Genomic DNA, 20,140 nt, shown 5'->3' with positions numbered 1-20,140 from the left:
ATGCTGACGTGCTCCCCGCACAGGCGGGGATGAGCCCAAGAAGATCGCCGCCACCAACGAAGAGCTGGCGTGCTCCCCGCACAGGCGGGGATGAGCCCGTCGTGATTCCTTCGACGGAGAGGGTGGATTTGTGCTCCCCGCACAGGCGGGGATGAGCCCTGGAAGTAGTCGCCGTTGTTGTTCGCGTACCGGTGCTCCCCGCACAGGCGGGGATGAGCCCTGTTCGGGTGTCGTGATTGCGCGCCGAAGGGGGTGTTCCCCGCACAGGCGGGGATGAGCCCATCACCGGGACCGCCCCGGCCCAGGTCCTGGAGTGCTCCCCGCACAGGCGGGGATGAGCCCCGCCACGGCCCCACGGGCGCCGCGCACCTGACGTGCTCCCCGCACAGGCGGGGATGAGCCCTTGTCGGCGTCCTCGACCAGACCCGCAGCAGCGTGCTCCCCGCGCAGGCGGGGATGAGCCCGACGCCAAGCTCATGCAGGCCGATGTCTCCGGGTGCTCCCCGCACAGGCGGGGATGAGCCCGGCCATGGTTCAAGTCCGGCACCAGGTGAAGAGTGCTCCCCGCGCAGGCGGGGATGAGCCCGACGCCAAGCTCATGCAGGCCGATGTCTCCGGGTGCTCCCCGCACAGGCGGGGATGAGCCCGGCCATGGTTCAAGTCCGGCACCAGGTGAAGAGTGCTCCCCGCATAGGCGGGGATGAGCCCGCCACGGCCACGGATATCCCGATCAATCCCACGTGCTCCCCGCACAGGCGGGGATGAGCCCTGCGTTCTGCATTACGCCCAGGTCCATCATCCGTGCTCCCCGCACAGGCGGGGATGAGCCCCGCAGCTCCGGGTCGGCGGTGAGGTTCCCGATGTGCTCCCCGCACAGGCGGGGATGAGCCGGCGGCGTCGGACCCGTTCGGGTACATGGTCGAGTGCTCCCCGCACAGGCGGGGATGAGTCCCGACTGGCGCTCCTGCAGCTCATCGTCGATGTGTGCTTCCCGCGCTTGCGGGGATGAGCCAGTCTTAGCGTGGGTCAATCCGTCTTGCTGTATGTGCTCCCCGCACCCGGTGATGAGCCCGGCAGCACGGGAGAACTTCACGATCCGTCGCTGTGTTCTCCGTGCCTGCGGGAATGAGCTCCGCGCGGTCCTAGCCGATGTCTGGTAATGGTGTAAACAGGTTGCCGACGGCTTCTTCGGTTCCTTGGATATCCGTGGAATCGTCAGATCATCCACCGTCGTCCTGACAACGCTCGCACTCCGATGATGTGCGTTTCCCTTCCATCCGCAGCTTCCCAGGGAGCCGAGGTGAACTGGGCCGTATCGAGAAACCTCAGTCCTCAAACCCCACCAGCCACCGCACCCCGAACCGGTCCACGACCTGCCCGTCGGTCGCGCCCCACGGGCGGACCTGTAGCGGGTCGACAACGTCGCCGCCGTCGGCGAGCTGGTCGAACCAGGTGCGCAGCGTCTCGCCGGGCGCGGTGCCCAGCAGGGAGAGCATCAGTCCTTCAGCCTGGAACGGGCGGTCCTCTCCCGCGGCATCCGCCCCGGCCAGCTCCACGGTGCCCATCAGCATGCCGTGAGCGACGGCGTCGGCCGGGCCGTCGTCGCGCCCGAACTGGGCGAACGTGTTCAGGCTCAGCTCGCCGCCGAAGATGCCCTGGTAGAACTCGAGCGCCTGCCGCGCCGTGCCGGGAAAGTGGATGTACACCAGTGGATGCGCCATGGGCCCAGTCAAGCAGGGATCCGCGCGCTTGCCCAGACCTTCGGACAACCCTGCGGAGCCCTCCCCTGGGAAGGGCCAACAGGGTTACACTTCGAATGGTCATACATCGATTGGATTAACCCGATTGTTCGCTGATACCTAAGGAACCCCCATGAAACTCACCGGCAGACTCCTGGGCGGCCTCGCCGTCGCGGCGCTGGCTTTCACCACCACCGCCACCCCGGCCCAGGCGGCCACCCAGTACCCCACCCCGACGCCGACCCCGGCCGACTGCTACACCGGCATGCAGACGGTGAACGCGGACCGGAGTGTCGGCGTCGTCAGTCTCAGCAATTCGAAGCTCACCTGGGAGCAGAACGCTTCCGCGCCGGTGCCCTTCGACGCGACCTACCTCCGCCAGACCGGCGCAGCGGGTGATGCGACCACCTTCCAGGAGAGCTATTTCGGCACCGCCGCGGACGGCACCGCGAAGTTCTACCGCTCCCGCTCGGAGAAGCAGGCGAACGGCACGTGGAAGCGCTACGTCGACGGCGCGGTGACCAGCATGAGCAGCGGTTGGTTCCAGAAGTCCCTCACCACGGCCTACCTCCCGTCGGCCGTCGCGAACACCCCCGGCCAGGATTACCTGTACCGGTTGACCGCGGCGGGCGACCTCTACCGCTACGCCGTCAACTTCTCCGGCAAGACCATCGGGGCGCCGGTCAAGGTCTTCGGCGGCGGGACGGCCATCAACGCGATCGGCGCCGCACCGTCCACCACGGTCAACGGCAAGCCGACCGCCGTCCTCCTGGCGACCCTCTCCACCGGAGAACTCCGGGAGTACCTGATCCCGGGCGCGACCCCCACCCAGTGGACGTCCCGCACGGTCCGTCCGGCGTCGGCGAGCGGCTGGCAGAACTTCACCACCATCTCGGCCCGCAGCTGTGGCACGGGCCAGGTGGTCATCGGGCTGAGTGCCCATCACGTCGCCTCCTACTACGACCCCACCGGCCTCACCGCCAATGACGCCGACATCCGCGGCGGAGCCAGCAGCATGCCGGTCCTGCCCAGCACCACCCGCGTCTTCGCCTGGTGAGCGGGCCCGTGCGCTGACAGAGGGACGCTCCTGACACAGAGAAGGCCGACGACGGCGGAACCCCGGTTCCGCCGTCGTCGGCCTTTCGCGTGTGGCCGGCTCAGCGCCTGCCGGACACGACCATCGCCGAGCCCCCGCCGCGCCGGACCGGCTCGGCCGCCGCGACCGTGCTGCCGTCCGGCCGGAACTCGATCGCCGTGGCCGCCCCGATCTCGGAGGCCGAGGTGAAGGAGTCTCCGGAGGCGACCAGCTGGTGGCCGAGCGCGCTCAGCCCGGCGCCGTACTTCTCGATGAACGCCGGCTCAGCCACCACCGTCGCACCGTTCCGCGGGGACACCCGAGGAGCCGCGATCGCGTCCGAGACGTTCATCCCCAGATCCACCCGGTTCAGGATGGTCTGCAGCACGGTGGTGATGATGGTCGAGCCGCCGGGCGAACCGAGGGCCAGGAAGGGCTTGCCGTCGCGCAGGATGATGGTCGGGGACATTGAGGACCGCGGGCGCTTGCCGGGCTCGATCCGGTTGGGGTCGGCGGCGCTCCAGACGGTCGAGAAGTCGGTGAGCTCGTTGTTCAGGAGGAACCCGCGCCCCGGCACGACCATGCCCGACCCGCCTGTCTGCTCGATCGTCAGGGTGTACTCCGCGACGTTGCCCCAGCGGTCCGACACCGTCAGGTTCGTGGTGGAGATGTTCTCGGTGTCGCGCTCCTCGGCCGGCTTCGCCGTGGAGGCCGGGCAGACGCCGTCGTAGTTCGTGACATCCCCCGGCGCGAGCGGCTTCGGCAGCGCCTTCGCCGGATCGATCAGGCACGCGCGCTCCTTGCCGAACAGCGGATCGGTCAGGGCCGCCGTCGGGACGTTCACGAAGGCCGGATCGCCCACATACTTCCCGCGGTCCGCGAAAGCCAGGGAGCTCGCTTCGATGTAGTGGTGGAGAGCCTGGGTGGGGCTCATCCCGGACAGTTCGGAGGTCTTCAGGATGTTCAGTGCCTCGCCCACCGTGGTGCCGCCGCTGCTGGACGGCGCCATGCCGTAGACGTCCAGGCCTCGGTACGTGACGTGGGTGCTGCCCTGGTCCGCGACCTTGTACTTCGCCAGATCGGCCGCGGTCATGGACCCGACCGGCACCGGCAGCGTGGTGTCCGGCGTCTTCGGGGGAGCCTGCACGGTCTGCGCGATCTCGCGGGCCAGCGGGCCCCGGTAGAAGGCGTCGACGCCGCCCTTGGAGAGCAGCCGGTACGTGGCGGCGAGATCGTGGTTGCGGAACACCGTGCCCACCGCCGGAGCGTCCCCGCCCGGCAGGTACAGCTTGCTGGTGGAGGTGAAGGCGGCGAAGCGGGCCTTGTTGTCGAGGGTCTGCTGACGGAACGTGTCGTCGACGACGAAGCCGCGGTCGGCCACCCGGATGGCGGGCTTCAGGGCCTCGCCCAGGCTGAGCTTGCCCCAGCGCTGGAGTGCCCGGGCCCAGGTGGCAGGCGTTCCAGGCACGCCGACGGCGACGCCGCTCGTGACCAGTTCCGGAGTGAAGGGGTACGGCTGGCCCGTGGCGGGGTTGATGAACGCGTCGTGCGTGATGCCGGCCGGCGCGGTCTCCCGGCCGTCGATGGAGCTGACGGTGCGGGACTTCGCGTCGTAGTAGACGAAGTAGCCGCCGCCTCCGATTCCGGCGCTGTAGGGCTCGGTCACGCCGAGCGTCGCCGCGGCCGCGACGGCGGCGTCCGCCGCGGTGCCGCCCTTGCGCAGCACTTCGATGGCGGCGGCGGAGGCCTCGGGATCGACGGTGCTGACGGCCCCGCCGTAACCCGTGGCCGTCGGCGTCTTCTCGGTGTGCCGGGGGTCGGCGTGGGCCGCGGGCAGCGACGCCGCCCCGGCGGTGAGTGCCAGGGCCACGGCGGAGAGGCCGGCCGCGGCTCTTCTGGGTAACCGGTTCACGTGAATCCTCCTGATCGAGTCATGCAACTTGACGGTTCTGTCACGCTACTGCCGGGGTGGGGGCTGGGCAATGGGTGGGTTGTTCGTGACGCGGGGCGCGTGGGGGTGGGTGGCGGGCAGCCGGTTGGTGTGGCCGGTTTCGCGCCCGGAATCGCTTTCTGCGCCCCCATTGAGGCGCAGGTCGCGAAGAAGGGCGCAGAACCCTTGACGCGACCTCCCCCGAGCGATAACGTACAACCAAATGGTTGTAGAACAGCTCCGAACCCCCGAGCCGGAAGAGCTCGATCGACTCTTCCAGGCGCTCGCCGACGCCACCCGACGCGACATTCTCACGCAGGTGTCCCTGGCGGAACGCTCCGTGTCCGGCCTCGCCGCCCTCTACGCCATGAGTTTCGCCGCGGTTCAGAAGCACGTCGCCGTCCTGGAACGTGCCGGCCTGGTCCGCAAGGACAAGCGGGGGAGGGAGCAGATGGTGAGCGCCGATCACGAACGACTGGCTCTGGCCCGCAGGGTGCTGGACCGCTACGAGGAGATCTGGCGCGAACGCTCCCTCCGGATGGACCGGATCCTCGCTGAAACACCGCACGACTCCACCTCGCAGGACACTCGGTAGGCACAGGAAGGCAACGACATGACAGTCATCAGCTCGGTCAAGGATTACGAGGCCCTGACCCTCACCATCGTCAATGAGTTCGACGCCGGCGTGGACCGCGTCTGGCAGCTCTGGGAGGACCCGCGCCAGCTCGAGCGCTGGTGGGGCCCGCCGACCTGGCCCGCCACGTTCACCGCTTTCGAGTTCGCTCCCGGCGGCCAGGCCAGGTATCACATGACCGGTCCGGAGGGCGAGAAGGCCCACGGCTGGTGGAAGTTCCTCTCGATCTCCCGTCCCACCGGTCTGGAGATCGAGGACGGTTTCGCCGACACGAACGGCGACCCGGACCCGAACACGCCCTCCGGCACCATGCGGATCACGCTCGAGGATCTCGGCGGGCGCACCCGGATGACCATCGAATCCCACAACGACACCGTCGAACAGCTCCAGGAGCTCGTGGAGATGGGCATGGAGGAAGGCATGAAGGAGGCGCTGGGACAGATTGACGCAATCCTCGCGGAGTAAAGCTCCCGCAGACGCACGCACGACGACGGCGGTGTGCGGCCAGGTGCCCGGGCAGGGCGGCGGCCGCGCGCCGTCGTCGTTCTTCTGCTCTGTGGGTCGGTGGGCGATCAGAGGTGGCGGAGGTAGCGCTCGGGTTCGTTCAGGAAGTTGCGCCAGTTCTTGACGAGGTCGAGGTCGTCCCAGGGTTCGGCGCGGAGGCCCCAGGCTCCGACTTCGTAGATGGTGGCTCCTGGGAGGGCGGCGAGGAGCGGGGAGTGGGTCGAGAGGATGACCTGGGAATCGCCGCGGTCGAGCAGGTCTTTGAGGATGCCCATGAGTGCCAGGCAGCCGGAGAGGGAGAGTGCGGATTCGGGTTCGTCGAGGATCCAGAGGCCGGCGCCGCGGAAGCGGTCGACCGCCAGTTCCAGGAATGACTCGCCGTGCGACAGCTCGTGGAAGGCGGCCTCGGGCGGGATCCTGGGATTCCGTTCGAGGTACGTGAAGAAGCCGTGCATTGCTTCCGCTCGCAGGAAGTACCCGCGTCGGGAGGCGCCGGCATTGCGGACGAGGCGGAGGTGCTCGTGGAGGGGTGACTCGGACACGCGCGTCGAGTGCATCGCGCCGGTGGAGCCGCCTTCCGGGGAGAAGCCGAAGGCGAGGGCGATGGCTTCCACGAGGGTGGACTTTCCGGTGCCGTTGTCCCCGACGAACACCGTGGCCGGGCCGAGGTCCAGCCCTTCGTCGAGCAGCTGCGCGACTGGCGGCAGCGTGGCAGGCCATTCGCCGCGCGGCGCCGGCCGGTGATCGTCCGGTTCCACGCGCCGGATCGGATACTCGGCCCATGTCATGACAGCAGGCTATCCGAGGGATACGACAAGAAGTGGCGCGGGGATGTAGCCCGCTTGTGCGATAAACCTGCGCCGCACGACGACGGCCGCCGGGCACAGCGAGGCAGGCACAGAGAGGCAAGGGACAACCGTCCGGGAACGGTGGGGCCGTTCCCGGACGGTCGCGGGTGCTTCACGGGGTGCGGAGTGGGGGGAGTGTGAGGGGATGAGGGTTCGTGCTGTGCGTCGTCCGGCCCGGGAGGACCGGCGGAGCCCGGCCGGGTGAGCGATGATCATCGCCCACCCGGCCGGACCGGTTCAGGAACCGGATGCTCCAGGGTCAGCCGCGACGCCTCGGCATGAGGAGGAATCCTCCGACCATCATCAGCAGACCCACCACCAGGGTGGCCTCCGCCGGGATGGCGCCCGTGCGGGCCAGTTCCTTGGAAGGATCGCCGGCGATGTCCGCAGAAGACCCGGTCAGGGAGTAGGGATCGAAGCCGGCCGTGGCCGGATCAACCCAGGAACCTGCTCCGTCACCCGGAGTGGAGCCGGGGACGAAGACACCGGGAACGGAGACCGGAACGGTTCCGCTGCCGGAGTTCGATCCGGTGCCGGTACCCGAGCCAGACCCGGTGCCGGGAGTGCCGGCTCCCGTTCCGGGGGTGCCGGCTCCCGTTCCGGGGGTGCCGGCTCCCGTTCCGGGGGTGCCGGGAGTCCCGGGGTTCGAGCCACCGGGCGTGGTGCCGGTTCCGCCGTTACCACCCGGGAGGCCCGGGATGGTGGGCAGGCCGGGGATGGTGCCGGTTCCGCCATTGCCACCCGGGAGACCCGGGATGGTGCCGGTTCCGCCGTTACCACCCGGGAGGCCGGGGATGGTGGGCAGGCCCGGGATGGTGCCCGTTCCACCGTTACCGCCCGGGAGGCCCGGGATGGTGGGCAGGCCCGGGATGGTGCCCGTTCCACCGTTACCACCCGGGAGGCCCGGGATGGTGGGCAGGCCCGGGATGGTGCCCGTTCCACCGTTGCCACCCGGGAGGCCGGGGATGGTGGGCAGGCCGGGGATGGTGCCCGTTCCACCGTTACCGCCCGGGAGGCCGGGGATGGTGGGCAGGTCGGGGATGGTGCCGGTTCCGCCGTTACCACCCGGCAGGCCGGGGATGGTGGGCAGGCCCGGGATGGTGCCGGTTCCGTCATTGCCACCCGGGAGGCCCGGGATGCTCGGCAGGCCGGGGATGGTGCCGGTTCCGCCATTGCCACCCGGGAGACCCGGGATGGTGGGCAGGCCGGGGATGGTGCCGGTTCCGCCATTGCCACCCGGGAGGCCCGGGATGCTCGGCAGGCCGGGGATGGTGCCGGTTCCGCCGTCGCCGAGAACTCCATTCAGAAGTTCGCCCGGAATGACAGTGACCAAGTTCGGGATGTCATTGAAAAGTCCACCCGGAAGGTCGGCTGGGCCAGTCCCAGGCAAACCTGGAACTCCTGGAAGGTTCGGCAGGCCGGGGATGGTGCCACCGGGGGTTCCGGGGTTACCGCCAGGCAGGCCCGGGATCGTGCCGGTGCCGCCAGGGATGAGTCCGCCGATGACGTTCGGCAGGCTCCCCAGCAGACCGCCCGGGTTCGTGCCCGGGGTTCCGGGGTTACCGCCAGGCAGGCCCGGAAGGCCCGGGATGCTCGGCAGGCCGGGGATGGTTCCGTCGGGGGTTCCCGGGGCACCCGGGTTGCCGCCCGGGAGACCAGGCAGGCCCGGAAGGCCGGGGATGGTTCCGCCGGGGGTTCCCGGAGTGCCGGGGTTACCACCAGGCAGACCTGGGAGACCCGGGAGGCCGGGGATGGTTCCACCGGGGGTTCCCGGGGTTCCCGGGGTTCCGGGGATGGTTCCGCCGGTGAGTCCGGGGAGTTCGATGTTCAGGTGGGGTTTGCCGTCTTTGAGGGGGGCGGCTGCGTCGACGAAGACGTTGGTGGTGTCGGTGCCGATGCGGTCGGTGGTGGAGGCTCCGTTGGGTCCTACGGTGAGGTCCCAGAGGTCTTTGACGCCGGCGACGTTGAGGTTTTTGCCGACGCTGACTCCGCCGTTGGGGGTGGTTCCGGCGCGGACGGTGCCGATGCCGGGGACGGGGATCTCCACACCCTTGGGGGTGCCGTTGTTCCCGCCGGGGATGACCCCACCAGTGCCCGGAGTGCCGGGAGTGCCCGGGGTTCCGGGGTTACCACCAGGCAGGCCAGGAAGACCCGGAAGACCAGGCAGGCCAGGGACGGTTCCACCCGTTCCCGGGAGACCCGGAAGGCCGGGCAGGCCGGGGATGGTTCCGCCGGGGGTTCCCGGAGTGCCGGGGTTGCCACCGGGCAGGCCAGGGAGACCGGGCGTGGTGCCGTCGCTGCCGGGGATGAGTCCGCCGATCAGGTCGGGCAGGCTGCCCAGGATGTCGCCGGGGTTACCGCCGGGAGTTCCCGGGGTTCCGGGGTTACCACCAGGCAGGCCAGGAAGACCAGGCGTGGTGCCGTCGCTGCCGGGGATGAGTCCGCCGATCAGGTCGGGCAGGCTGCCCAGGATGTCGCCGGGGTTACCGCCGGGAGTTCCCGGGTTGCCGCCCGGGAGGCCGGGCAGGCCGGGGATGGTTCCGCCGGGGGTTCCCGGAGTGCCGGGGTTACCACCAGGCAGACCCGGGAGACCCGGGAGACCCGGGGTTCCGGGGATGGTTCCGCCGGTGAGTCCGGGGAGTTCGATGTTCAGGTGGGGTTTGCCGTCTTTGAGGGGGGCGGCTGCGTCGACGAAGACGTTGGTGGTGTCGGTGCCGATGCGGTCGGTGGTGGAGGCTCCGTTGGGTCCTACGGTGAGGTCCCAGAGGTCTTTGACGCCGGCGACGTTGAGGTTTTTGCCGACGCTGACTCCGCCGTTGGGGGTGGTTCCGGCGCGGACGGTGCCGATGCCGGGGACGGGGATTTCCACACCCTTGGGGGTGCCGTTGTTCCCGCCGGGGATGACTCCACCAGTTCCGGGAGTGCCCGGGGTTCCGGGGTTACCACCAGGCAGACCCGGGATCGTGCCGTCGCTGCCGGGGATGAGTCCGCCGATGACGTTCGGCAGGCTCCCCAGCAGACCGCCCGGGTTCGTGCCCGGAGTGCCGGGGTTACCACCAGGCAGACCCGGGAGACCCGGGAGACCCGGGGTTCCGGGGATGGTTCCGCCGGTGAGTCCGGGGAGTTCGATGTTCAGGTGGGGTTTGCCGTCTTTGAGGGGGGCGGCTGCGTCGACGAAGACGTTGGTGGTGTCGGTGCCGATGCGGTCGGTGGTGGAGGCTCCGTTGGGTCCTACGGTGAGGTCCCAGAGGTCTTTGACGCCGGCGACGTTGAGGTTTTTGCCGACGCTGACTCCGCCGTTGGGGGTGGTTCCGGCGCGGACGGTGCCGATGCCGGGGACGGGGATTTCCACACCCTTGGGGGTGCCGTTGTTCCCGCCGGGGATGACTCCACCAGTGCCCGGAGTGCCCGGAGTGCCGGGGGTTCCCGGGGTACCCGGGTTGCCGCCCGGGAGACCAGGCAGGCCCGGAAGGCCGGGCAGGCCGGGGATGGTTCCGCCGGGGGTTCCCGGGGTACCCGGGTTGCCGCCCGGGAGACCAGGCAGGCCCGGAAGGCCGGGCAGGGCGGGGATGGTTCCGCCGGGGGTTCCCGGAGTGCCGGGGTTACCACCAGGCAGACCTGGGAGACCCGGGAGGCCGGGGATGGTTCCGCCGGGGGTTCCCGGGGTTCCGGGGATGGTTCCGCCGGTGAGTCCGGGGAGTTCGATGTTTAGGTGGGGTTTGCCGTCTTTGAGGGGGGCGGCTGCGTCGACGAAGACGTTGGTGGTGTCGGTGCCGATGCGGTCGGTGGTGGAGGCTCCGTTGGGTCCTACGGTGAGGTCCCAGAGGTCTTTGACGCCGGCGACGTTGAGGTTTTTGCCGACGCTGACTCCGCCGTTGGGGGTGGTTCCGGCGCGGACGGTGCCGATGCCGGGGACGGGGATTTCCACGCCCTTGGGGGTGCCGTTGTTCCCGCCGGGGATGACTCCACCAGTTCCGGGAGTGCCCGGGGTTCCGGGGTTACCACCAGGCAGGCCAGGCAGACCCGGAAGACCAGGGATACCGGGAAAACCCGGACCACCCGGAAGCGGACCGGTCCCGCCCGGAATCGGCAGACCCGGCAGGCCCGGCAGTTCACCGGAGCCGTCCAGCGGCGGAACCGGGAGGCCCGGCACGTCCACCGGCGGCTTGCCGTTTCCGTGTCCCGGAACCTTGCCGATGAGCCCGCCGAGCACGTTCTCCACGGGGGTCGCCACGGGGTCGACGACCCCGCCGAGCAGCTTCCCGGTGGTGGAGTGCGTACCGTCAGGGCAGCCGCAAGGAGCCGTGCTCCCGGACCCCTGACCGGAGCCGCTCGGCACGTGCGTGGACGGCACGTGGTTGGAAGGCACGTGAGTGGTCGGGGTGTGAGCGCTCGGGGCGTGGACCCGCGTCGAGGTCTGAGCTCCGGCGGTGGCGTTCCCGGCCGAGGCGTTCGCCTGACCGTTCGCCGTCGTCGGCTCCGCCACGTGGCGGCCGTTGCCCGGCGCCGGCGTGATGACCTGAGCGATCGGACGGCTGGCCGGGGCCACTCGCTTCACGACGTTCTGCGGGGTGATCGCCTCGGGCGCCTGGACGTGCGGCGCCGGGACGCTCGGAGCCGGCGCGGCCGGGATCGCCTTCGCGGCGACCTTCCGGACCACATCGGTCGCGGGTGCCGGGGCGGGTGCCTTGGCCGCCGTCGACGTCGCGCCGGTGAGGGCTCCGACGGTCTGGTTGACGGTCGCCGTGGCGGTTCCGGTCACCTGGCGGGTGAGGCCGGAGACCGCTCCGAAGAGGGACGGTTTGGCGGTGGCCACCTGAGGGTCGGCCGCCGGAGGGGTGGTGTCGTTGGAGGGGGCTGCTGTTGCTGCGGTCTGGCCTATGCCGTACAAGCCGCAGGCGAAGAAGGTGCCGAGAAGTACCCGGCGTGCATGCCTGTTCACTGTATTTCTCCTGAATGATGATGATGCGGGAAGCGCCGCGAAGCGCTCGGATGAGGTGTCTGCCGGTCTGGCGCAGACGCTTCCCGTGATCAGTCAGGAGTGGAGCCGGGGCTGAAAGCCGCGGAGGCGGGCGGGGTGCCTGCGGTGCGGGCACCGGCGTCGCCGGCCTGGTGGGGGAGAAGAACGAAACCGTCCGCAGGCAGGGCGGCGACGGCGCCGCCGCCCGCCTGCGACGAAGAAGAGGAGCTCAGGCCGCTGGTGATGTTCAGCGGTTCCGGAGTGTGGGAGGGGCGCTTCGGCTCCTGTGCGGTGGCCGTCGGCACGGAGGCCTTGCCGGCGTCGGCAGCCTTCACGACGTCGGTCAGGGCCGCATCCGCCGGAGTCCAGCGGAGGGTGCCGGCCGCCGTCGTCGTGGTGGTCGCCGCGGAGCCTACCGTCGCAGTCGCCTGGCCGGCGGCCGGGACGGTGCGGGCGGGGGCCGGCAGGGCCGGAGTGCCAGGAGCGGCCGGAGTCGTCACGGGGACCGTGGGGGTGACGCCGGGGACCGGGAGCACAGCCCCGGGAAGCGAGGGGACGAGACCGCCGGGACCGGTCACCGAACCGACGATGCCGCCGACCTGTCCGGTGGTGTCCTTGACGGCCTTCTCGACGTCGGTGGTCACCGACGCGATCGGTGCGGTGATCTGTGCGACCGGCAGCTCCTTGACGGTGCCGCTCACCGCGTCACCGGCGGAGGCGACCGTCTTGTCGACGACGCCGGTCACGGCGGTCACCGTGGGCGCGAACGCCGGGACGGTGGACTTCACGGCCCGGTTCACCACGCCGGTCACGGAGGTGATCTCCGTGGACACGGTCTTGGTGGTGGAGGCCACGGTGTCGGCTGCGGCCTTCTGAACCTGAGGAACGACGGCGGTCACGGACCGGACGGTCGACGTGACGGTCGAGGTGGTGGAGGCGACGCTGCCCGTGGTGGTGTTGAGAGTCCGGGTGACGGTCCCGCTCAGTCCGGAGACCGTCGAGCTGAGGGTGGCCGGGAGCGCTGCCGGTGCGGGTGCGGTCCGAGAAGTCTGCGGCGCCGGGGCGGTGTGCACGGGGGGCGCCTTCCGAGCGGGGGCCGCGTGAGCGGATGTCCGGGTCGCCGAGCCGAGATCGTGGGAAAGGCCGCCCACCGTCGAGCTGACCGAGCTGGTCACGGAGCCGAGGAGACCCTGCGAGGATCCGTCGTCGGTGGCGGCGGAGGCGGGTGCCGCGGACAGGAGGAGCCATCCCGCGCCGGTGCCTGCGGCCAGAGCCGCATAGCGCAACAGGCGGAGGGCCCGCGACTGCGAGCCTTTCCTGGATGGCATGTTCCCTCCCCTCGGTCACACCAGGTGTGGAACTCAGGGATGGTCCCCAAACCACAGCTACTGCTACCAATTACACAAATGCGTGACAAGCATGTCAAGAAGATTGCAGTTAACGGGACTTAAACTTTTCAGCATTCCGCATCGTGAGAGTTTTCCGAGGTGAGAGCTTGGTTTCGATTGGGCCGCCTGTCATGAGGCGCGAGGGGATTTGTGAAGCAGTAGGTTCACACTTCGAATCCCTGAGCCGCGAGCTATGCGACCGGATTGTTGATTTTGTTCCGCAGCGGTTAAATACCGCAGTGCACGCGAGGGTTTTGTCCATTCTTTATGCGGGGAGCCGCGCGAAACCGGGCTCCTTTGCTAGCGTTGAGCCGTGATTTCCCAGGCCCTCAGGCGCCACGTCCTCCCTTTGGTAGCACTGTTGTGCTATTTGGTGGCGACCCCCTGGATGGCGATGGAGAAGGCGACGGACTTCCCTCCTTTCCTCCTGGCGATCGTCGCCGGAGCCCTCCTCGGACTCTGGATCACCCCGAGGATCCAGAGCGTGGGACGCGCGTGGGTCCGAATGGTGATCCGCGCGGTCATCCTGGCGCTCGGGTACCTGATGCTCGCCAACATGAAGGCGGTCTACGAGGCTGTCCCGGGCGGGCTGCTCGGAAGCACCGTCTTCTTCCTCAACATGACGGCCATCCCGTTCCTGACGCTGTGCGCGACGGCTCTGCTCACAGACGTCCTGTATCTTCCCGGCATGATGCGGCGGAAGGCCGAGAAGTGACCCCGTGCGGCGAGCCGGGCTCAGCGCTCCCGGAGTTCATTCGTTCGTGAACATCAGTATTCCTGGAAGGCCGGCGCCTGTGCGCGCTGGGACTTCGCGGCCTGCGGGTTGAGTCCTTCGCACCACGACGGGTACACCCTGAAACCACGTTTGCCCGGACGGGCCCCGGCGGTGATGCCGAGGTCCTCGAGATGTGCGTCCGTGAATCGGAAGACGCCGCGGCGTCCTTCCTCCTCCACGAACACGAGCAAACCTGCGCCGACGTCCTGGCGGCCGAACGGGGCCGTGGCGCCGTCGTCGTCGCGGCGCCAGAAGGCCAGGAACGCGCCCGGCTTGGTGGGTGTGATCCGTGCGGTCCGGACATGCCAGGACGCTCCCCTGAGCTGGGCGACGCCGGATTCGTAGTCGCTGTTCTGCGCTTCGGGGGTCACCGTGAACGATTCCCCCAGGACGGCCGCGTATTCCTCCAGTGCGCTGAACAGCATCCGGCAACGCTACCGCACGACGGCGGGGCTCCTCATCCGGGAATACCTTGTCCACATACGGCCCTTACCCCTATGCGGGCCTGGGGAGGGCGCGCAGAATTGAAAGACGGTCCGTCCTGGGGAGGAGGGCGTTCCACCGCGAGCCTTCGGGCAGGTCTTCAGGAGCGTACAGATGTCAGAAACGCACACAGACACCGCAGTGCCGGAGGGAGGCCTGCGCCGTTCACTCGGTCTCAAGCAGTTGATCGGCAATGGGCTGGTCTTCATCGGCCCGGCCGCGCCGGTGGGCATCTTCGGTCCCATCTACGCCAAGAGTGGTGGCGCGGTGGTCACGGTCTACGTGGTGGCCACGCTCATCATGGCCCTCACGGCGATCTCCTACTCTCAGATGTCGCGGGTGGTCCCGGCCGCCGGGTCGGTGTATTCCTATGCCACGGCGGGCATAGGCCGGGGCGCGGGATTCGTGGCCGGGTGGATGGTCCTGCTGGACTACCTCCTCATCCCTAGCGTCGCCTTCCTCTTCACCGGTCTGGCCATGCATTCCTTCCTCCCCGCCATCCCCGCCTGGGTCTTCACGGCACTCGCCGTCCTCCTGACCACCGGGCTGAACCTCGCCGGCGGCAAGAGTCTCGCCCGTGCGGCGATGGCCGTGGTGATCGCCGAGGTGGCCGTGCTGGCGATCGTCCTCGTGGCCGCGCTGGCCGCCATCGCCGGATCCGGAATCCACCAGGCCCCGCTGTCGCCGATCGCCGGAGTGGACGGGTTCTCTCTGGCCGCCGTCCTGGGCGCGGTGTCGATCGCGGCCATGGCATTCCTCGGGTTCGACGCGATCGCCACCTTCGCCGAGGAGGCCAAAGGCAGCAGTCGGATGGTCGGCAAGGCCATGCTCGCGTGCCTCGTGATCGCGGGCGTCCTCTTCCTCTTCCAGAGCTACATCGTGGAGCTCATCACGGTCCCGTCCCCGGCTCAGCTGGCCGCCGATCCTGAGGCGCAGGGCACCGCCTTCTACGACACGATCCGCTCGCAGGTGGCTCCCTGGCTCGCGACGCTCCTCGGCATCGCCAAGGCGCTGGGTGCGAGCTTCGCCGGAATGATGGGCCTGGCCGCGGGAAGCCGAGTGGTCATGACGATGTCGCGCGAACGTCGCTTCCCTGCCGTATTCGGCAAGGTGACCCGGAACGGCTCGGCCCCGGCGCTGGCCACGGTGCTCGTCACCGCGGTCACGCTGATTCTGGCGGTGTGGGCGGCCGCCGAGCCCGACGGGCTGGACCTGCTGTCGTCCACGGTCTCCATCGGGGCCATGAGCGCCTTCATCCTGCTTCATGCCTCCGTGATCGGGTACTTCCTGGTCAAACGCAAGAGCGGGAACCGATTGGTGCACCTGGTCGTGCCGGTGGTCGGAATCGTGTTCTTCCTGCTCGTGATCGCTTTCGCGAACATCAGTGCCCTGACGGTGGGCGCCGTCTGGCTGGTCGTCGGCATCGCCGTGGCCGTGATCCAGCACCTGCGGCAGCGTGGAACGGACACCCCGTCGACGGACGGTTCGGACTCAGGCATCCCGGCGGGTGGTCGGGCCCACGACAAGACACACGACTAGACATCCGATCCCCATCTCAGGAGGCTCCCATGGCAGATCACTACAGCATCACCGCCCAGCAGACCGCGGCGCAGAACTTCACCGTCCGGTCCGGCGAGAGCTCGGTGGAGGTGGGAATCGGGACGTTCATGCCCACCGAACTTCTTCTCGGCTCCCTCGGGTCGTGCATCCTCTCCGTGGTGTCCGACTACGCGCAGCGCAACGGCATCGAACTGTCCGCCCCGCTGACCGTCCAGGTGGACGGGGACATGGCGAACAAGCCGCGGCGCATGGGGTCGATCACCGTGCGGCTCGGCCTTCCGGAAGGGCTCACCGACACCCAGCAGCAGGCCCTTCTCCGTGCCAGCAAGCACTGCACCATCCACGCCACCCTGGCCTCCGAACCAGAGGTGACGGTCGAGCTGCTGCAGGAAGTACCGTAGAAGCATGGCCACCGGTGGTTCGCGCAGGAATTCGCTCGAGGCCCGTCTGGAACGGGCCGCGGTGCTACGTGCCGGGGCGGACGGCGCGGCGCTGACCGAGGAGGAACGCGCCCACGAGGCCGAACAGGAAGCGCTCCGGGAGAAGCGTTCCCGCGTGAACACCGCGGCGCGTGCCGACTACCTGGTCCGCGAGGCCATGGCCCAGGGCAAGTTCGAGAACCTGCAGTACGCGGGGAAACCCATCCCCGGTCTCGACGGCGGCTACGACCCCGATTGGTGGCTCAAGGGCCTCATCCAGCGCGAGAACCTGAGTGGCCTGGCGCCGGAGGCGATCCTGCTGAGAACCGTGGACCGTGACCTCGACTCCACCCTGGACGGGCTGCCCGGTGAACGTCAGGTCCGCGAGGCGCTCGAGGAATTCAACCGGCGCGTCATCAACGCCCGCCGGCAACTGCAGGGCGGTCCGCCGGTCGTGACGCCGACCCGGGACGTCGAAGAGGAAGTGGAACGCTGGCGCTCGCGCCGCGCCGCCGTCGTCGCGAGTCCCGAAGAACCGCCGACGCCGGAACGTGGCCGCGGCTGGTGGCGCCGGTTCTGGCGCGGCGAAACGTAGCCCGCAGCGCCGCCCGGCGATCACGCCGCCAATGCGTCTCCGGTCACCGCGTCTCCGGTCAGCGCTTCTCCCGTCAGGCGGGAACCGCGAGGACTGCCTGGCAGGCGAGTTCGCGGCTCATGAAGACGCTGTTCGGATCCTCGGCGTAGTCGGCGAAGGGCCGGCATTCACGGAAACCCGCCTGCCGATACAGGGCTCGGGCGGGTTCGAAGAAGGCCATGCTCCCGGTCTCCAGCGAGACCCGGGTGACGCCGCGGCGCCAGGCATCCTCGAGGAGGAAGTCCAGCATGCGGCGAGCCACACCGCGGCCCCGGTAGTCCGGGTGGGTCCGCATGGACTTGAGCTCCTCGTGGGTGCCGTCGATCATCTTGAGGGCGCCCGTGCTGGCCAGTTCCCGCCCGAGGTATGCCGCGAACAGGCGGACGGACGGGTGCAGGAGCGCGTCGACATCCAGGGCATGGCAGCTCTCCGCGGGTGCGGTCTGTGACAGCTCGGCCTGATGGGTGGTCAGGAAGTCTTCCAGCGCGGGGGTGGCGAGCCGGACACGTTCGATCATGATTTCCACCCCTTCACCATCGCAGTCGACGATTTCCGGCGTGTTTCCTGAGGGTGTCGGGGCTGTTTTATCTGCCGTCGCGGGACGGGGTCTGGGCGCCGTCGCGGGCATCCGACCGCCCGCCGTCAGGGGTCTCCGGGCGAGGGGAGAAGCATGCCGCCTGGGCCTCGAGCCAGCGGTCCAGCTCGGAGGCCTTGCGGAACACCAGGACCGGCGGGGCCGAGGGGTCGTCGGCCCAGGCCCGGATCCGGGCACGCTTGCCCGGGAAGCTCCGGAAATGCCACAGGAGGATGGAATCGTTGGAGAGCACCCGCCCCAGGGTCTCGGTGTTCCCGTTGCATGCCGGCGTACGGTCCTTGACTCGCAGGAACGTCCGCCGCAGCAGACGGCCGAAGGAGAACAGTCGGGAGTAGTCCAGCCCGACCACCAGTTCCACCCGGGCCAGCGCAGCGTCCCGGAACTGGCGGTACGCGCTGTCCAGGATCCACTCGTCGCGTGCGACGATGTCCTCCGCGATGGCTCTCATGTCGTCGTCGCTCGGGTTGGTCCAGGGCGCCTCGGATGCGGGCAGCCAGCCGATCTCATCGTCCGCCGAGTGCCACGGGATCCCCGTGATCCGGCTCAGCCGGGCCGCCGCCGTCGACTTCCCGGTTCCGGTCACGCCGTAGATCAGGATCCTTCGGGGCAGGGGGGAATCCACGGATGCTCGGCTCATGGCCCCAGCCTATCCAGAGGCCCGTGCCGGTCAAGGGAATCCTCCTCAGTATCATGGCCGCATGAGCCAGGAATCCGTGTCCGTGCAGAATGGTCAGCGCTGCGACGTCATCGCGGGCACCCACGCCGGAAAGTCCGGGATCGTGCAGGACGTCAACACGAGCAAGACCGGCGCCGTCACCCTCACCGTGCTTCAGTCCGACGGCGTCCGGTTCAAGACCCTCGCGAAGAACGTCCGGGTCACCGGCTGACGGGCAGTCGACTTCCCGCGTCCCCCCGCGGACGCGACGAGACGCGGCGGGAGCCCGTCCCGGGCAGGTGGCCGGTGAGGCCCAGCACACGACGACAGTCAGCGCGCGACGACGGTCAGCGGCCTCTGCGGCAAGGCACAGCTGGCGAGGGGAGTCGCGGCGTCGGCCTCGGCAGCGAAGGCCGTGGCCCCGGAATGCTGGTGGCCCTGGGCCGCTCCCCCGAGGCGGACTGAATCGAAGCAGGTGTCGATGCCGTACGGGGTGGCGGTGACGGTGTAATCCCCGGCCGGGAGATTTCCCGGCACGTTCAGGGTGGTGCGGAAGCCGCCGTCGTCGCTCATCGGGACGAGCAGCCGGACGAGGCTCGTGGACGTCCGGTCCATCAGCTGGACCTCGGCTTGAGCGTTCGCGCCGTAGTGCGGATGGCATGCGGCGTCCGGCGCCTCTACCGTCAGAGTGTCCCCGGGGTGGGCGGTCGGAGCGCTGAGGTGAAACGCCGGGGGAGCGCACCGGGTCGATGGCGGGAACAGGTGGCCGCTGAGAGCCATCATCCCCAAGAAGCCTGCCAGCAGGAGGGCCCCGAGGCCGAGAAGACCGACGTTGAACAGGCGCCAGACGCGCGTGGCAGGATCGCTGCGAGTGCTCATGTCCTCATTCTGGACGGTGTGCTGATATGCGGCGGTGACGATCCCATCACGATCGTCGGGGGAAGCGGGAAAGCGATAAAGCGGGGAGGCGGAACAACGGGAAAGCGGGACTCCCCACACCCGTTCTCAGTCCGCCACCGGGCTTACGCCACCGGGTTCATCCCACCAGGTTCAACGGGGCAGGGGCCAGCCCCACCAGGACCTCCTGGCCCCAGGTCAGGGTCAGCCGGTCGTCCTCCATGCCGTCGCCGAACACCACGAGCTGCTCCGAGGACACGGTGACGCTGAGAGCTTCGCCGGGCTGGAGCAGCCCCTCGGTCAGCGTCGCCCCGGTCGCCGGGGACGGCCAGGCCTCGCGGACGAACCACGCCAGCTGCGGATCGGTCGGGGCGGGCAGAGCCCGTCCTCCCCGCTCGCCGGCGATCGACGCGCACCAGCCCGTGGACCCGGTTCCCGTGGAGACGATGAGGCCGGAGGAGGACTGCCGTTCCCGCCGGCCGTCCGGGGTGCGCAGTTCATAACGCGCGGACTGATGCGAGGCGTGCCCCAGGAACACTTCGTTGAGCGCGGAGAGTTCCTGGCCGTCATCCGTGCGGGCGGTCACCATGGAGAGCCGCTCCAGTGGCAGACCCCAGGCGCCAGGCGTCCCGGCGGCGGCCTGAGCCAGCAGCGCCGCCGCCTGCCGCGGGCTGTGGCGGACGAGCACGCCGGGGTTGCGGCGCGGCTCGGCGTTGACGCCGATCACCGGCTGGCCCGCGAGGTACTTCGCCGTGTTCGCCACCAGGCCGTCCTGCCCGACCACCACCACGACGTCGTCGGGCGCCATGAGGAAGCGGCTGAGATCCGCGCGTTCCACCTCCCCGGTCCGCCAGCCGGCGGGAACCGCTTGGCGGAGTGCGGCGCGGGCTTCGGTGAGGGTGTCGTGCGCCGCCTGGACCTCCGCCAGATCGCGGTCGCGGACCTTGAGGAAGAACTCCACCTGGCCGCGCGTCCCGTGCCGGTCCAGGAGCTCGTCCAGCTCGGTCCGGCGGTGGACCAGGACCATCCGGGGATTGGCCATGA

Annotated in this window: 18 protein-coding genes and 1 CRISPR repeat array (1 of these 19 running past the window's edge); of the genes, 8 read left to right on the top strand and 10 right to left on the bottom strand. The window is 69.5% G+C overall.

From position 1 onward, the window contains the following. Positions 1-1,013: a CRISPR direct-repeat array (repeat unit 29 nt; unit sequence GTGCTCCCCGCACAGGCGGGGATGAGCCC) (it extends 1,029 nt beyond the left edge of the window). Between the two features lie 312 nt (positions 1,014-1,325). Next, complete coding sequence (locus P9849_RS14380) at positions 1,326-1,721, bottom strand: VOC family protein (protein WP_278267407.1); 396 nt, start codon at positions 1,719-1,721, stop codon at positions 1,326-1,328. A gap of 151 nt (positions 1,722-1,872) precedes the next feature. Here P9849_RS14380 and P9849_RS14375 point away from each other — a divergent pair, with 151 nt between their 5' ends. Beyond that, positions 1,873-2,796, top strand: coding sequence for a hypothetical protein (locus P9849_RS14375; protein WP_278267406.1), 924 nt, complete (start codon positions 1,873-1,875; stop codon positions 2,794-2,796). 100 nt (positions 2,797-2,896) lie between these two features. Here the strand turns inward: P9849_RS14375 and ggt are convergent, their stop codons facing one another. Next, positions 2,897-4,726 (bottom strand): gamma-glutamyltransferase, encoded by a 1,830-nt coding sequence (ggt, locus tag P9849_RS14370; RefSeq protein ID WP_278267405.1) that lies wholly within the window; start codon positions 4,724-4,726, stop codon positions 2,897-2,899. 241 nt (positions 4,727-4,967) lie between these two features. Between ggt and P9849_RS14365 the strand changes: the two genes are divergently transcribed. Next, the gene (locus P9849_RS14365; protein WP_066216415.1) at positions 4,968-5,339 is read left to right on the top strand and encodes a metalloregulator ArsR/SmtB family transcription factor; all 372 of its coding nucleotides are present in this window, start codon (positions 4,968-4,970) and stop codon (positions 5,337-5,339) included. 18 nt (positions 5,340-5,357) lie between these two features. Then, complete coding sequence (locus P9849_RS14360) at positions 5,358-5,843, top strand: SRPBCC domain-containing protein (RefSeq protein WP_144629351.1); 486 nt, start codon at positions 5,358-5,360, stop codon at positions 5,841-5,843. Between the two features lie 107 nt (positions 5,844-5,950). Here the strand turns inward: P9849_RS14360 and P9849_RS14355 are convergent, their stop codons facing one another. The 3 genes from P9849_RS14355 to P9849_RS14345 all read right to left on the bottom strand — a co-directional run bounded on the left by P9849_RS14355 (position 5,951) and on the right by P9849_RS14345 (position 13,018). Beyond that, positions 5,951-6,670 carry an AAA family ATPase gene (locus tag P9849_RS14355; RefSeq protein WP_278267404.1) on the bottom strand — a complete coding sequence of 240 codons (720 nt, stop codon included), beginning with the start codon at positions 6,668-6,670 and terminating at the stop codon, positions 5,951-5,953. A gap of 319 nt (positions 6,671-6,989) precedes the next feature. Further along, positions 6,990-11,672, bottom strand: coding sequence for a hypothetical protein (locus tag P9849_RS14350; protein ID WP_278267403.1), 4,683 nt, complete (start codon positions 11,670-11,672; stop codon positions 6,990-6,992). 89 nt (positions 11,673-11,761) lie between these two features. Further along, positions 11,762-13,018: a hypothetical protein gene (locus P9849_RS14345; protein WP_278267402.1), complete on the bottom strand. Its 1,257-nt coding sequence runs from the start codon at positions 13,016-13,018 to the stop codon at positions 11,762-11,764. A 433-nt stretch (positions 13,019-13,451) separates the two neighbouring features. Here P9849_RS14345 and P9849_RS14340 point away from each other — a divergent pair, with 433 nt between their 5' ends. After that, complete coding sequence (locus tag P9849_RS14340) at positions 13,452-13,793, top strand: hypothetical protein (protein WP_278267401.1); 342 nt, start codon at positions 13,452-13,454, stop codon at positions 13,791-13,793. A 53-nt stretch (positions 13,794-13,846) separates the two neighbouring features. On the opposite strand, the gene P9849_RS14335 is transcribed toward P9849_RS14340, so the two are convergent. After that, positions 13,847-14,278 (bottom strand): MepB family protein, encoded by a 432-nt coding sequence (locus P9849_RS14335; protein WP_278267400.1) that lies wholly within the window; start codon positions 14,276-14,278, stop codon positions 13,847-13,849. Between the two features lie 172 nt (positions 14,279-14,450). Between P9849_RS14335 and P9849_RS14330 the strand changes: the two genes are divergently transcribed. Genes P9849_RS14330 through P9849_RS14320 form a run of 3 tightly spaced genes read left to right on the top strand, consistent with a single transcriptional unit; the run spans position 14,451 to position 16,910 of the window. Continuing rightward, positions 14,451-15,875 (top strand): APC family permease, encoded by a 1,425-nt coding sequence (locus P9849_RS14330; protein WP_278267399.1) that lies wholly within the window; start codon positions 14,451-14,453, stop codon positions 15,873-15,875. 29 nt (positions 15,876-15,904) lie between these two features. After that, positions 15,905-16,297 carry an OsmC family protein gene (locus P9849_RS14325; protein WP_278267398.1) on the top strand — a complete coding sequence of 131 codons (393 nt, stop codon included), beginning with the start codon at positions 15,905-15,907 and terminating at the stop codon, positions 16,295-16,297. Between the two features lie 4 nt (positions 16,298-16,301). Next, on the top strand, positions 16,302-16,910 hold the full coding sequence (locus P9849_RS14320; protein WP_278267397.1) for a DUF1992 domain-containing protein: 609 nt from the start codon (positions 16,302-16,304) through the stop codon (positions 16,908-16,910). Between the two features lie 73 nt (positions 16,911-16,983). Here P9849_RS14320 and P9849_RS14315 read toward each other — a convergent pair whose 3' ends face one another. Then, on the bottom strand, positions 16,984-17,466 hold the full coding sequence (locus P9849_RS14315; RefSeq protein WP_278267396.1) for a GNAT family N-acetyltransferase: 483 nt from the start codon (positions 17,464-17,466) through the stop codon (positions 16,984-16,986). A gap of 67 nt (positions 17,467-17,533) precedes the next feature. Next, positions 17,534-18,181 carry an adenylate kinase gene (locus P9849_RS14310; protein WP_278267395.1) on the bottom strand — a complete coding sequence of 216 codons (648 nt, stop codon included), beginning with the start codon at positions 18,179-18,181 and terminating at the stop codon, positions 17,534-17,536. Positions 18,182-18,242: 61 nt separating this feature from the next. Here P9849_RS14310 and P9849_RS14305 point away from each other — a divergent pair, with 61 nt between their 5' ends. Further along, a complete protein-coding gene (locus P9849_RS14305; RefSeq protein ID WP_278267394.1) occupies positions 18,243-18,431 on the top strand; it encodes a hypothetical protein in 189 nt (62 codons plus the stop codon). Between the two features lie 98 nt (positions 18,432-18,529). Here the strand turns inward: P9849_RS14305 and P9849_RS14300 are convergent, their stop codons facing one another. Beyond that, a complete protein-coding gene (locus P9849_RS14300; protein WP_278267392.1) occupies positions 18,530-19,078 on the bottom strand; it encodes a hypothetical protein in 549 nt (182 codons plus the stop codon). 157 nt (positions 19,079-19,235) lie between these two features. Continuing rightward, the gene (locus P9849_RS14295; protein ID WP_278267391.1) at positions 19,236-20,138 is read right to left on the bottom strand and encodes a hypothetical protein; all 903 of its coding nucleotides are present in this window, start codon (positions 20,136-20,138) and stop codon (positions 19,236-19,238) included. Between the last annotated feature and the right edge of the window lie 2 nt (positions 20,139-20,140).

Source organism: Arthrobacter sp. Y-9, assembly GCF_029690065.1.
Lineage (GTDB): Bacteria > Actinomycetota > Actinomycetes > Actinomycetales > Micrococcaceae > Arthrobacter_E.
This window is presented reverse-complemented; position numbering and strand designations above follow the sequence as displayed.

Coding starts and splice junctions, on each gene's coding strand:
- P9849_RS14380 (WP_278267407.1), bottom strand. CDS start 1,721: ATGGCGCATCCACTGGTGTACATCCACTTTCCCGGCACGGCGCGGCAG.
- P9849_RS14375 (WP_278267406.1), top strand. CDS start 1,873: ATGAAACTCACCGGCAGACTCCTGGGCGGCCTCGCCGTCGCGGCGCTG.
- P9849_RS14365 (WP_066216415.1), top strand. CDS start 4,968: ATGGTTGTAGAACAGCTCCGAACCCCCGAGCCGGAAGAGCTCGATCGA.
- P9849_RS14360 (WP_144629351.1), top strand. CDS start 5,358: ATGACAGTCATCAGCTCGGTCAAGGATTACGAGGCCCTGACCCTCACC.
- P9849_RS14355 (WP_278267404.1), bottom strand. CDS start 6,670: ATGACATGGGCCGAGTATCCGATCCGGCGCGTGGAACCGGACGATCAC.
- P9849_RS14345 (WP_278267402.1), bottom strand. CDS start 13,018: ATGCCATCCAGGAAAGGCTCGCAGTCGCGGGCCCTCCGCCTGTTGCGC.
- P9849_RS14335 (WP_278267400.1), bottom strand. CDS start 14,278: ATGCTGTTCAGCGCACTGGAGGAATACGCGGCCGTCCTGGGGGAATCG.
- P9849_RS14330 (WP_278267399.1), top strand. CDS start 14,451: ATGTCAGAAACGCACACAGACACCGCAGTGCCGGAGGGAGGCCTGCGC.
- P9849_RS14325 (WP_278267398.1), top strand. CDS start 15,905: ATGGCAGATCACTACAGCATCACCGCCCAGCAGACCGCGGCGCAGAAC.
- P9849_RS14320 (WP_278267397.1), top strand. CDS start 16,302: ATGGCCACCGGTGGTTCGCGCAGGAATTCGCTCGAGGCCCGTCTGGAA.
- P9849_RS14315 (WP_278267396.1), bottom strand. CDS start 17,466: ATGATCGAACGTGTCCGGCTCGCCACCCCCGCGCTGGAAGACTTCCTG.
- P9849_RS14310 (WP_278267395.1), bottom strand. CDS start 18,181: ATGAGCCGAGCATCCGTGGATTCCCCCCTGCCCCGAAGGATCCTGATC.
- P9849_RS14305 (WP_278267394.1), top strand. CDS start 18,243: ATGAGCCAGGAATCCGTGTCCGTGCAGAATGGTCAGCGCTGCGACGTC.
- P9849_RS14300 (WP_278267392.1), bottom strand. CDS start 19,078: ATGAGCACTCGCAGCGATCCTGCCACGCGCGTCTGGCGCCTGTTCAAC.
- P9849_RS14295 (WP_278267391.1), bottom strand. CDS start 20,138: ATGGCCAATCCCCGGATGGTCCTGGTCCACCGCCGGACCGAGCTGGAC.